The organism is Bacillus cereus group sp. N14, from assembly GCF_016483555.1.
GTDB lineage: Bacteria > Bacillota > Bacilli > Bacillales > Bacillaceae_G > Bacillus_A > Bacillus_A wiedmannii.
In genome coordinates, this window is sequence record NZ_JAEHBQ010000007.1 from 183,075 (window position 1) to 196,073 (window position 12,999).

A 12,999-nucleotide genomic window follows, 5' to 3' on the forward strand; every position below is an offset into this window, starting at 1 on the left:
TTACATCACTTCCAACTTATAGCCGATGCCCCATAACGTTTTAATATATTCTGGATTAGATGGATCACTTTCGATTTTCTCACGCAATCTTCTCATATGAACGTTAATAACGTTATCATCACCGTAATACTCTTCGCTCCAAACTAACGTATAGATTTGTGCTTTTGTAAATACACGATTTTGATTTTTTACGAATAGCTTTAAAATCTCAAATTCTTTTAAAGTAAGTTTGAGGGGCTTTCCGTTTTTTTCAACTGTAAAATTAATTGGATCAATTGTTAAATCACCAATTTGAATCATCTTTTCTGTTGTTTCTGTAGCCGAATATTTCGTAGACCTCCGAATACCCGCTTTTACACGTGCAGCCAATTCAATCATAGAAAATGGCTTACAAATGTAATCATCTGCTCCAAGTCCTAATCCAACAGCTTTATCAACATCTGTATCTTTTGCCGACATCATTAAAATCGGAACAGCACTTTTTTCTCGAATAATTCGCACGACCTCTAAGCCATCTAGCTTTGGCATCATAATGTCGAGAATAACTAAATCAAAGGATGATTTAAAAAATGCTTGCACCCCTTCTTCTCCGTCAGACGCGATTGTAACTTGAAAACCTTCCTTTATTAAATACTTTTCCACCATCTCTTGAATTGAGATATCATCTTCAACTAATAAAATATGATGTGACATATGTCTATCCCCTTTTTCACAAACATTAACATTTCAATTGTATCGTAACGAATGAATACTGGAAAGAATTATATGAATTTTCAAACCAACTTCCCTTCCTTCCCTAACAATGATATGATAAAATTCACTACTATTGTTCATAATTAACTTTATATAAAGGAGACTTATCATGTCAGAAAACAAAAAAGTAAGCTTAGCTGATTTAATGCGTGAACAACTTGCAAAGAAAAAGCAAGGAAATGGAAATGGTTCAAATAATACAAATCAAAGCCAAGAAACGAAAAAATTACAAAACCAACAAACGAAGAAAACAAACAACCAACGTAGACGTACAGGTGTATAAATGAACGGACAAAAACGTACTAATATCGCACCCGGTCTTGAAGTTGACATTGTCTTAAAACAAGATCAACGCACCGGTAAATTAACACGTGGAATTGTAAAAGATATTTTAACTAACTCCCCTTCTCATCCGCATGGCATTAAAGTGCGATTGCAGGATGGGCAAGTCGGTAGAGTACAAAATATCGTTCAATAAGAAAAGGAGCTCAAGTAAACTCGAGCTCCTTTTTCTTTATTAACCTTTAATTTTCTCAATGAAAACTACTTTTAAATAGTCTCCTTCTTTAAATTGATCAATGGTACGAAAATCTTCTGGTAAAGAATGTTCTTCTAATATTTTGTATTTGCCATTCATTTCTTTAAATGCTGTATCGATAAAGCCTTTAAACTTTTTCATATCGAATGCACTACAATTTGTAGAAGCAACGATAATCCCATTATTTTCTGTAATCGCAATTGTTTCTTTTAGTAAGTTTTTATAATCTTTCGCTGCACTAAATGTATATTTTTTTGAGCGTGCAAAGCTTGGCGGATCAAGTACAACCATATCAAATTTCATCTTTTTCTTAGCTGCATATTTGAAGTAAAGAAATACATCTTCTACAATAATATCTTGCGCTTCATAATCAACTTCATTTACACTAAATTGCTCAATCGTTTTACTTAAACTACGATTTGCAAGGTCGACACTCGTCGTTTTACTCGCTCCGCCAAGCGCTGCAAATACAGAGAAAGCACCCGTATAAGAGAACATATTTAATACTGTTCTCCCCTTTGCATATTTATCACGAATTTGTTTTCGAACGTTACGCTGATCTAAAAATACACCAACCATCGCTCCGTCATTTAAATAAACAGCAAAGTTCACACCGTTCTCTTTTACGATAAGCGGGAACTCACCGCGTACTCCTGCTACGAAATCATCGCCTTCAATGTATTTCCCTTTCGTATCAAAACGCTTTTTCTCATAAATCCCTTTAAAGTTTGCTACTTTTTGAAGAGCTGCTATAATCTCATCTCTGAAAGTATAAATCCCTTCACTATACCAACTGACTACATAATAGCCGTCATAATAATCGATAATTAAGCCTCCAAGACCATCACCTTCACCATTTAGGGCACGGAATGCTGTCGTATCACTTGATTTGTAAAATTGCTTTCGTTTATGTAAGGCAGATTTTATTTTACTTTCAAAGAAAGATTGATTAATTTGTTCACTCTCTTTTCTCGTTAAAATCCAGCCGTATCCTTTATTTTGTTTTCCATAATAACCTTTTCCGACAAAATTGTTCTTCTCATCTACTACTTTAATGATTGTTCCTTCTTCCTGAACATCATTTAAATTTTGAATCGCATCTTTTAAAATAAGCGGATATCCACTTTTAATTTCTTTTATAAATTTCGGTTTTATTTTTACAGTTACTTCTGATCGCATATAATAACTTCCTTTCCATTTGCATGCTTTCTCTATAGGAAGCATTTAAAAAACGAGCCTGAAAAAACAGCCTCGTTTCACTATACCATATTATTGCTTTTCTAGTACAACTCGCTCATTCTCTCACTTAACCGCCACATATTTACTACATTTTGAAATGGAAATCTTACTGGCCAAAATAATAAAAGAACTTATTTATTTCACATTTACCATTGACAATGATAATGATTTTCATTATCATTTAATGTATATGAGTTCTCGAAAATAAAGGCTACATTTATAGGAGGAATAAAACATGATTATTGTTACAAATACAGCTAAAATTACAAAGGGAAATGGGCATAAATTAATTGAGCGTTTTAATAAAGTAGGTCAAGTCGAAACGATGCCAGGCTTTTTAGGATTAGAAGTTCTTTTAACGCAAAATACAGTTGATCATGATGAAGTAACAATTAGCACACGCTGGAATGCAAAAGAAGATTTCCAAGGTTGGACGAAGAGCTCAGCATTTAAAGATGCTCACTCACATCAAGGCGGGATGCCAGAATATATTCTTGATAATAAAATCACTTACTACAATGTTGAAGTTGTACGTATGCCAATGGCTGCAGCACAGTAAACATATTTCTTTTTTTAAGTATAGAATATGAGAAGCGTTACCACTTCTCATATTCTATACTTTTTTTACTGTCTCTTTACTAGTTTCGCATGCACGACTAACCTTCCTGCTTCCGGATCAAGTGCATAGTCACACGTCGAAAGTGTTACGATTTGATCATTTGCTGTCAATTTTGTATCCGTTTTGTACAGCGACTTTTCTTGAATTTTCTCCAAAAATGATGTGTATTCCGTATCATTGCTAAAATCCGTTTCAATGTAATAAAAATCAGTTGTTGTTGTATACACCGAGAATACTTCAAGATCATATCCTTCAAATAATGTATCGTAATATAATTTACGATGCGACATAAAGAACTCTTCATCTAACATTTTCTTTAAACTTCCAAACATAGAACCATCTTTCATACGGTGACCATATAAAATAGTATTTCGATTTTGAGATTTCACATCATTACGATAGTCCATAAAAATGCTGCCTGCTCTCATATCTTCACCTTTATAATTACGAAATAAATAGTAATCATTGTCTTTCGCCTGAACGATTGGATAATTAATTTGTGTATCGTCCATCGTAATCCATCCAACTATTTCTTGGTTAATTTGCTGCAGAGCTTTGAACTGTTTACGTACTTCCCCGTCTTGTGATTGCTCTTCCATCGGACTCTTTTCATAAATGTTTTGTGCTTCGGCCATTACTTTACGATTTTCATAGTAATCCATGAAAATATCACCTAATTCATATACTGAATAGAAAAAGGTACCTAAAAAAACAACTGTAAGTATTCGTTGAAAAAAAGAATTCTTCTTCCGTTCTTTTTTACTACTCAAATTATCACCTCAAAACGGATTGTTCGCATATTTAAATACCCATTGGGACCATATACAACCCTGTATCTTCATCTTGCTTTACAACGACATCTACACCGTATATCGTCTTTATCATACTTTCTGTCACAACATCATTCGGCTTACCTTTCGTAACAATTTCGCCGTCTTTCATAACGATGATATGATCACTATAGCGAATCGCCTGATTGATATCATGTAATACCATAACGATCGTCAATCCATGTACTTCATTTAACTCTTTTACTAGCTCTAATATTTCAAGTTGATAATAAATATCTAAATATGTTGTCGGTTCATCTAAAAAGAGCATTGGTGTTTTCTGAGCTAACGTCATGGCAATCCAAACACGTTGTCTTTCTCCACCAGATAAGGCGTGAATCTCTTTATCACGTTTACTTAGCAAATTCGTACATGCTAAAGCCCTTTCGATTGCTTCTCTATCTTCATCAGTTTGCGAGGAAAAAATATTTTTATGAGGCATACGACCATAACTTGTTAATTTCTCTACCGTCATGTCTGCCGGTGCTTCATTTTGTTGATGGACAACGGCTAACTTTCTAGCAAACTCTTTCGGTTTATATTGACTAATCGCCTTCCCATCGAGTATTATCTCTCCGCTACGAGGGTCGTGATTTCTTGACATCACACCAAGTAATGTCGATTTCCCGCAACCGTTTGGACCAATAATTGTTGTAATTTTACCAATTTCTATTTCACTACTAACCGACTTTAATCGATCCGTTACATTATCATACGAAAAGGTTACATTTTTAATTTCCATGAACTTTATCACTCTTTCTAAGCAAGAATATTAAGAATGGTCCACCAATCACTGCCATAATCGTCGCTGCTGGAATTTCGTTAGGTGGCACAATTAACCTTCCAATCGTATCCGCCGTCAAAATTAATAACGCTCCTGCAAGAGCAGAAAATGGAATTAATACTTTATGATCCGAACCGACTAGTTGTCTTGAAATGTGCGGAACGAGTAATCCTACGAAAGCAATTACACCTGCAATTGCTGTTGATACTGCTGCTAAAAGTACTGCAATAGCAGAAATAATAAGACGAACTCTCGTCACGTGCAAACCTAAGTTTTTCGCAGTCTTATCTTGTAGCGATAATAAGTTACACCAAGCTCCTACAAACAGAGCAAGAATAAGACCAATTGTTCCATATGTAACCATTATTTCTACATCGCCCCACGTCTTCATCGTTATGTTAGAAGTCGTCGTTTGCTTAATACTCTTAATGAAGTATCCGCAAATCGTAATGAACGATTCATTTAATCCAGTGAACATTGCATTAATAGCTATACCAACTAAAATAATGCGAAGCGGACTTAACCCTGACTTCCATGAAAATGCATAAACGAGATAACATGCAAACGCACCACCTAAAAAGGCGAATACTGGTGTCCAGAAAAAGAATTGCGGGAATAACGTAATAATAACAAGTGTCATAAAACTTGCTCCAGAAGATATCCCGATTACCCCAGCATCAGCAAGTGGATTTTTCATAACAGCTTGAAAAAGCACACCTGAAACGGCCAGAGCTGCTCCAGTAAATAGTGCAATAATAATACGTGGGAAACGTAAATCTTTAATCACTTCAACATCTTCATTCCCCCCTGTAAATATCCCTTGCACAAGCTCAACAATACCTATTTCTAAACTCCCTTTCATCGCTGACAATGATGTCATAACAATAAGCAATGCAGTAACAATGAGGAAACTCCAAGTTTTTTTATTCATTCCACTCTTCCTTTATATTAAAATGCATCACGGATACATCATTTTTTTCAATTCATCTAACGCTTCAATTGCTGCTAAATTACCTGTCGTCCCAAATAAGCGCTCTTCTAAATCGTAAACACGGTTATTTTTAACTGCAGCGAAATGTTTCCAAATATCATTTGTTTTAAATTCTTTATCAAACATTTTCACAACTTCATCAGGCATACCATGAGCTGCTCGTAAAATAATATCTGGATCAGCTTTTTTTAAATACTCTGTATTAGAAGCTAAATACTCTACTTGTTCACCTTGCACAATATTTTTACCACCTAGTTGTTTCACTAAATCTCCAATATAAGAATGCTCTGTTGCTACTAAATAACTCCCTGGTACACCTAATAAAATAAGCACTGTCGGTTCTTTCTTTCCCTTTACTGCTTTTTTAATCTCTGCAACCTTGTTATCTAACTTCGTTACAACTGCTTCAGCCTGCTTTTCACGTCCATATTGCTTACCTAAATCGCTAATGGAATTTTGCATATTTTTCAAGCTTGTTAAATCTAAAAAGTTTGCTTTCATGCCCACACCATCAAAAACTGGCTTTAATTCATATTCAAGTGTTGTCACGGATAATACTTCTGACGGCTTTAACGATTTTACCTTTTCCATATCAGGACTCATCGGATTCCCGACTTCAGGTAAACCTTTATATCTCTTTGGTAAATCTTTCGTACTTGTTGGAACACCAACTAAATCTACTTCTAATGCATCCATAATTTCAGTAACAGCAACTGTCGTTGCAACAATTCTTTCTTTACTCTCACTCTTGACCTGTTTTGCTGCTTCTTTTTTGGGTGCCGAGCATCCAGCTATACTCACTAATAGAATGATAGCCATTAGTACACTAGCAATTTTCTTCACTCTCAATCACCACTCCTTTCCAAACAATATGAAACAAGTCTTGATGCATGCGAACATGCATCAAGACTCCAAAAATTACAATCTTCCTGCTCTATATTTACGAACTAGTAAAGCAAGTGACCCAAGCAATAGCACCATGTATAAACCTAGTTGTGCTGTATCTGCCGTTTTTGAGTTTTTCTCTTTTTTTGAATCATTTTTTTGATCTTCTTTTTTCTTCTTATCATCTGCATTTCGGTTAAAATCAGGATTATCTACTTTTTTCACATTATCTACTTTCGGTGTAATCACTGGATTGTCCGGATCATTTTTCGGATCTTTTTTTGGATCCTCTTTAATCGTGCCTAACGCACCAATATTATTTGTATCAAATTGAATTTGGACATCGTAGAAATGATGGTAGTTCATTTCATTGATATCAACTTTTACTTTTGCATTTAATTTTGCAAATAAATCACTTACTTCAAATTGCACTACTCTCGTATTTGCATTTTTATCTTCGCTTACTACTTTCGCATCAGCAAAAAGACTGTTATTTTCCGTTTGGAATTTTGTAATCCATGCACTATTTTTCAACGTCATCTCAATGTACTTTTTACCATCTTTAACGATTAATTTTGCTGGGTGTACAGTATAGTCATGCATCTTTGAAAGCTCATTTGTTTTATCTTTTAACACTTTAAATGGAATATCATATTGACCATCCACTAAATTTTCCGGATCAACTATTACTTTTGGTTGATTATTTCCGCCTTGGTTATCGTTTCCACCTTGGTTGTCGTTTCCGCCTTGGTTGTCGTTTCCACCTTGGTTATCGTTTCCGCCTTGGTTGTCATTTCCACCTTGGTTGTCATTTCCACCTTGGTTGTCGTTTCCGCCTTGATTACCTAAAACTTTTATACTACCTTGATCAAATACAAATTGAACATCGTAGAAATGGTGATAATTCATCGCATCAATATCTACTTTTACTTTTGCGTTTAATTTTTTAGATAAATCATCTACTTCTAACTCTACTACTTTTGTATTTTGCTCTTTATTCTCACTTAACACTTTTGCGTTAACAAAAGAACCATTCTTTTCAAACTCAAATTTTGTAATCCATGTACTGTTCGTTAATGTAAACGATACATACTTCTTACCATCTTTCACTTTTAGTACAGCTGGACTTTTTGTATATGTGTTCATCATTGAGATTTCTTCTGTTTTATCTTTTAGAACTTTAAAGACAATGCTGTATTCACCATCTTTAAGGGCTTTTGGATCAATGGTTGTGTTATTACCTTGGTTGTTGTTTCCACCTTGGTTATTGTTCCCACCTTGGTTATTGTTCCCACCTTGGTTATTGTTCCCGCCTTGGTTATCGTTTCCGCCTTGGTTGTCGTTTCCGCCTTGGTTGTCTTTTCCGCCTTGGTTATTGTTTCCACCTTGGTTGTCGTTTCCACGTTGGTTGTGGTGTGCGGCTTCGTTGTCGTTTGCGGGTTGGGTTTCGTTTGCGGCTGCTTTTTCGTTTCCGCCTTGATTGTCTAACGGTTTAACGCTATCTTTATCAAATGCGAATTGAATGTCGTAGAAATGATGATAATTCATTGAATCGATATCTACTTTTACTTTTGCATTTAACTTTTTAGATAAATCATCTACTTCTACTTCCACTACGCGTGTATCAGCTTTTTTATCTTCACTTAATACACTCGCATCAACGAACGAACCATTTTTCTCAAATTCAAACTTTGTAATCCATGCACTATTCGTTAATGTAAATGATACATATTTTTTACCATCTTTCACCTTTAATACGCCCGGACTCTTCGTATACGTGTTCATCATTGAAATTTCTTCTGTTTGATCTTTTAAGGCTTTGAAATTGATGCTGTATTCACCGTCTTTAATTGTTTCAACATTCGGCTTCTCTACCTCTGGTTTCTCTACCTCTGGCTTTTTATCACCGTCTGGTTGCTTTTCTTCGTTCTTAATTGACTCAAGTTTATCTTGTTCAAATAAAAGTTGTACATCATGTGTTTGCTTATAGTTTCTTGATGCCATTTCGATAAATACTTTTGTATTTAATTTTTTTGATAAATCGTCCACTTCAAACTCTACTACTCTTGTATCTTTTTCTTTATCTTCACTCACTACTTTTGCATCAACAAATGCGCCATCTTTTTCCGTTTGAAAATTTTTAATTAATGAGCTACTTGTTAGTGTTACAATTGCCTTTTTCTTACCGTTTTCTACTTTTAATACTCCTGGATTTACCATGTAAGTATTCATCTTAGATTCTTCATCTGTTTGATCTTTTAACACTTTAAATGGAATACTATAATTCCCATCGTTAATTGTGTTAGAATTGGGTTGTTGATCTGGGTCAGGCTTTTGGTCGGGCTTCTGACTTGGATCCGGTTTTTCATTTGGATCTGGCTTATTTGCTGGATCCTCTTTTTCATTTGGTTTTTCTACATGAATCGGTGTAATACTATTTTGATCAAATGCAATACGCACATCATAGTCATGATGATAATTTAAAAAGTCTATGTCCACTTTTACTTTCGCATTTAATACTTTCTCTACATCGTCCACTTCAAATTCTACTACTCGTGTATCTTTTTCTTTATCTTCACTAATTACATTTGTCGCAACAAACTGGCCATTTTTTTCTGTTTCAAACTTCGTAATCCATGAACTATGTTCTAACGTAAAGGATACCTTCTTCTTCCCATCCTTCACTTTTAAAGTTCCTGGACTTACAGAGTATTGATTCATCATAGATTCTTCATCTGATGTATCCTTAAGAACTTTGAAACCGATTGAATATTCACCGTCAGCTAGTTGGCTTGCTGCTTGAACTGCAAGCGGTTGTAATGTTGATACGAATGTAAATGCCATTAAAAACATAGCAACAATAATTTTTACATACCTGTTCAATGGAACGACTCTCCCTTTTGGAAATTTTTTAATTATTTAATACTGTTCCCATCAAATACAAAACGAATATCATATGAAGCATTATAATTAATAATTGGGATATTAATTTTCACCTTGCCATTTAGTTTTTTTGACAAGTCAGCAACTTCAAATTCTACAACTCTAGTATTATCTTTTTTGTTTTCACTTAACACGATTGTTTCTACAAATTGACCATCTTTTTCTACTTGTAAACTTTTAATAGAAGCACTATCTTTCACTTTAAATGAAACATATTGTTTTCCATTTTTTACTGTTAATGTTGCTGGGCTTTCAAAATAACTATTCATTCTAGATGATTCATCTTTATCGCCTTTCCATACAGTAAAAGCAATATTATATTTTCCATCAGCTAGTTTTGTAGCAGCCTCTGCATCTTGTAAACCTAGTGTTGCGATAAACGTAAATAAAACAGCAAATACACCAATAATTATTTTTAATTGTTTAAACATATATTCATCGCCCTTCAAAAGATTTATTTACTTAACTTCACTTTACGAATTAAGAAAACACCTGAAATAAGAATTAACGCTGCAAATAATCCGATGCGTGCTTCATCGCCTGTTTTTGGATTATCTGTTTTTTCAGCTTTACCGCTTTCATTTGTTCCTTTGCTTGCCTCTATATTTGCTTCTTTACTCTCTTCTTTCTTCACTTCTTCTTTTACTTGTGTATCTGTTTTTGTTTGATCATTATTCTTTGTTACAGTAGTTGCTTTATTTTCTCCACCTACCGCTTTTACATTTGCATCAAACGCAAAGCGAATTGTGTAGTTATGGTCATAATTTACGTTCGGTACAACAACATGAATTTTTGCAGCTGCTGGCTTAGATAAATCGTCTATTTTAAACTCTACAGTTCTTTTATCTGCTGATTCATCTTTACTAACAACTTTTGCATCAACAAAATTCCCGTTTTCAGGTGCTTTAAATTCTGTAATCCAAGCACTATGATTCATCGGAATTTGTACTCTCATCTCACCATTTTTTACAACTAACTTAGCTGGTTTTTCAAAATAATCATTTGCCATTGAAGCTGAATCATTTTCCGCTTTTTGAATGACATAGTTAATATCATAAGTACCGTCAGCTAGTTGTGCTGAAACTTTCCCATATGGCATGACAAGAAAAGCTAGCATACATACGAACGTTATAATAAAAGCGGGTAATACAGAAATCTTTCTCATTTGGCTTACTTCCTCCTTGTTTATCTTTCATCCATACTTTTTTGAAAATGATAATTATTCTCAATTTATAAGAAAAAAATAATAATCCTCTATCATTATTTAATTGTAATTTATTTATGTAATGTAGATACTATTGATTATCATTCTCACTACGTGTTAAAAATAATATCCCTCCCTATTCCTTATAAAGAGCGATTTACATTTTAACATAAGTCCCTATTTCTTTTGATGATTATCATTCTCAATGAAGGTCAAAAAAAATAAAACCACCATTCTCCTACTCTATCACCTCTATCTACAAAATGATATCGTTATAGAAAACCTTATACCTTTCACTCCTCACTTTCCTTCAAATATTTCCACAACTAAGTCAATCTTAGCCTAATGCTAATTTTTTTGTCAACTATATTACGTATAAAATTTTTAATATCTAAATTTCCCTATATGCAATTTTATCTACAAAAAAAGAGACTTTCTTTCATAGAAAGCCTCTTTTCACTATTTTTCTACAGCAACTTCTTGCTTTTGAAATAAAGAAACTACATATCCAATTACAATTCCAATGATACCCGGAACTAGCCAACCAATCCCTACACTATATAGTGGAATTTTATCTAAGATAGGAGCAAGGGCCGCTACTTGAAGATTTGCATTATGCAATCCATCAAAGAAGCTAATTGCAAATGAACCTACAATACCGCCTACATACATAGCTAATGGAAGACGAATATAGTTTTCAACAAGTGATAATACAATCAGTACGATACCAATTGGGTAAATTGCAATTAAAATCGGTAATGCTAATGCGTTTAACTGAGTTAACCCAAGGTTTGCTACCATAAATGCTAATACACAGAAGATGAAAACAATCTTTTGATAAGAAAACTTTGGTAATAAGGAAGAAAAATATTCCCCACAAGCTGCAACAATACCTACAGAAGTTGTTAAACATGCCGCTGTAATTGCGATCCCTAATAATAAAGTTCCGTAACTACCAAATAAATGATTTACAACGTTTGTTAAAATAATCCCTCCGTTTGCTCCCATTCCAAGAGACACACTAGAAGCTCCCAGATAAGCAAGTGCTAAATAAACAAGTAGTAAACCGAGCGCTGCAATAAATCCTGCAAAGATTGTTACTTTTGCAATGCTGTTCTTATTTGTAACGCCTTTTGCTTTTAAGGCATTAATAACAACATTTCCGAAAACAAGTGCTGCAAGTCCATCTAAAGTTAAATATCCATCAATAAAACCTTTAAAGAGCGGAGCATTATACGCTTCTGTCGGTGCACCAAATTCTCCAATTGGTGTAATAATTGCTTTACCTACGATAATTGCTATAACAGCTAACAAAATCGGAGTTAATACTTTACCGATGCGGCCCACTAATTTCGATGGGTTTAAAGCTAAATAGAAAGTTACTGCAAAGAAAATGAATGTAAAGATAACAAGTGGATACGATTGACCAGCTATCTCACTTGGTAAAAATGGTGCAACACTCATTTCATAAGCAACTGTTCCTGTACGTGGAACACTTACGAATACGCCTAAACATAAATAAATTGCAGTGATAAAAACAAGTGCGAATACAGGGTGTACACGTCCCGCTAGCTCATTAATATCTCCCTTTAGAGCTATAACAATTACCCCTAATAAAGGTAATCCAACACCTGTTACGATAAAGCCAAATAACGCGATCCATACGTCTGTTCCAGCACCTTGCCCTAAAGCCGGCGGGAAAATCATATTACCTGCACCGAAAAATAGTGCAAACAACATTAAACTTATTGCAAACATCTCAGAAAACTTTAAAGATGATTTCATTTCTACTAACCTCCTACATATTTTTATATTGACAAAATATTCTGAATTAAAGGCCGTCACATATCCTCTTTCAAGCATACTTCCCCGTAAAAGAACGCAAAAAACACCCGTCCCTAACAAAGGGACGAGTGTTGAAATCGTGGTTCCACCCTTATTCTAATAAAATGAATTTATAACAAAATAAGCTCATTTTATAGCTCGTGTAAATTGATAACGGTTTTATCCGCCAAGAATTACAATGCATCATGCAGTTCACTCTTGAAGTTTAGAGGTGGTAAGTTTGTCTTTCCGTATTAGGAAGCTCACAGCCTAGGCTTCCCTCTCTGAGAATCGTCAAAAACAACTCATGTCCTCATCATTACTTTTATAAAATATCTTGTCGAAACTTGTTGTTTTTTATTATATGGGCTATTTTTTAAAAAATCAAT

The 12,999-nt window shown here is 34.3% G+C and carries 13 protein-coding genes and 1 other annotated feature; of the genes, 3 read left to right on the forward strand and 10 right to left on the reverse strand.

Annotated elements, in window-relative coordinates:
* Window positions 1-693, reverse strand: a complete 693-nt coding sequence (locus JDS82_RS13155; protein WP_199713433.1) for a response regulator transcription factor — start codon at window positions 691-693, stop codon at window positions 1-3.
* Between the two features lie 169 nt (window positions 694-862).
* Between JDS82_RS13155 and JDS82_RS13160 the strand changes: the two genes are divergently transcribed.
* Complete coding sequence (locus JDS82_RS13160; RefSeq protein WP_001293585.1) at window positions 863-1,036, forward strand: hypothetical protein; 174 nt, start codon at window positions 863-865, stop codon at window positions 1,034-1,036.
* Window positions 1,037-1,231: a YwbE family protein gene (locus JDS82_RS13165; protein WP_001014319.1), complete on the forward strand. Its 195-nt coding sequence runs from the start codon at window positions 1,037-1,039 to the stop codon at window positions 1,229-1,231.
* A 39-nt stretch (window positions 1,232-1,270) separates the two neighbouring features.
* Here JDS82_RS13165 and JDS82_RS13170 read toward each other — a convergent pair whose 3' ends face one another.
* Complete coding sequence (locus tag JDS82_RS13170) at window positions 1,271-2,470, reverse strand: class I SAM-dependent rRNA methyltransferase (protein WP_048565759.1); 1,200 nt, start codon at window positions 2,468-2,470, stop codon at window positions 1,271-1,273.
* A gap of 295 nt (window positions 2,471-2,765) precedes the next feature.
* Here JDS82_RS13170 and isdG point away from each other — a divergent pair, with 295 nt between their 5' ends.
* A complete protein-coding gene (isdG, locus tag JDS82_RS13175) occupies window positions 2,766-3,089 on the forward strand; it encodes a heme oxygenase (RefSeq protein ID WP_000587823.1) in 324 nt (107 codons plus the stop codon).
* Between the two features lie 65 nt (window positions 3,090-3,154).
* Here the strand turns inward: isdG and srtB are convergent, their stop codons facing one another.
* The 8 genes from srtB to brnQ6 form a co-directional block, all read right to left on the reverse strand.
* Window positions 3,155-3,919 carry a class B sortase gene (srtB, locus tag JDS82_RS13180; RefSeq protein ID WP_064469304.1) on the reverse strand — a complete coding sequence of 255 codons (765 nt, stop codon included), beginning with the start codon at window positions 3,917-3,919 and terminating at the stop codon, window positions 3,155-3,157.
* 31 nt (window positions 3,920-3,950) lie between these two features.
* Window positions 3,951-4,721, reverse strand: a complete 771-nt coding sequence (locus JDS82_RS13185; RefSeq protein ID WP_000403736.1) for an ABC transporter ATP-binding protein — start codon at window positions 4,719-4,721, stop codon at window positions 3,951-3,953.
* The gene (locus JDS82_RS13190; RefSeq protein WP_001036828.1) at window positions 4,711-5,694 is read right to left on the reverse strand and encodes a FecCD family ABC transporter permease; all 984 of its coding nucleotides are present in this window, start codon (window positions 5,692-5,694) and stop codon (window positions 4,711-4,713) included. The genes JDS82_RS13185 and JDS82_RS13190 overlap by 11 nt, the downstream gene beginning before the upstream one ends.
* A gap of 27 nt (window positions 5,695-5,721) precedes the next feature.
* The gene (gene isdE, locus JDS82_RS13195; protein WP_033656220.1) at window positions 5,722-6,603 is read right to left on the reverse strand and encodes a heme ABC transporter substrate-binding protein IsdE; all 882 of its coding nucleotides are present in this window, start codon (window positions 6,601-6,603) and stop codon (window positions 5,722-5,724) included.
* Between the two features lie 69 nt (window positions 6,604-6,672).
* Complete coding sequence (locus JDS82_RS13200; RefSeq protein WP_199713434.1) at window positions 6,673-9,522, reverse strand: NEAT domain-containing protein; 2,850 nt, start codon at window positions 9,520-9,522, stop codon at window positions 6,673-6,675.
* A 32-nt stretch (window positions 9,523-9,554) separates the two neighbouring features.
* Window positions 9,555-10,013 (reverse strand): NEAT domain-containing protein, encoded by a 459-nt coding sequence (locus JDS82_RS13205; protein WP_149237432.1) that lies wholly within the window; start codon window positions 10,011-10,013, stop codon window positions 9,555-9,557.
* 23 nt (window positions 10,014-10,036) lie between these two features.
* Window positions 10,037-10,747 carry a heme uptake protein IsdC gene (isdC, locus tag JDS82_RS13210; RefSeq protein WP_149237433.1) on the reverse strand — a complete coding sequence of 237 codons (711 nt, stop codon included), beginning with the start codon at window positions 10,745-10,747 and terminating at the stop codon, window positions 10,037-10,039.
* 498 nt (window positions 10,748-11,245) lie between these two features.
* On the reverse strand, window positions 11,246-12,571 hold the full coding sequence (brnQ6, locus tag JDS82_RS13215) for a branched-chain amino acid transport system II carrier protein BrnQ6 (protein WP_149237434.1): 1,326 nt from the start codon (window positions 12,569-12,571) through the stop codon (window positions 11,246-11,248).
* A gap of 117 nt (window positions 12,572-12,688) precedes the next feature.
* Window positions 12,689-12,939: a binding site (T-box leader), on the reverse strand.
* Between the last annotated feature and the right edge of the window lie 60 nt (window positions 12,940-12,999).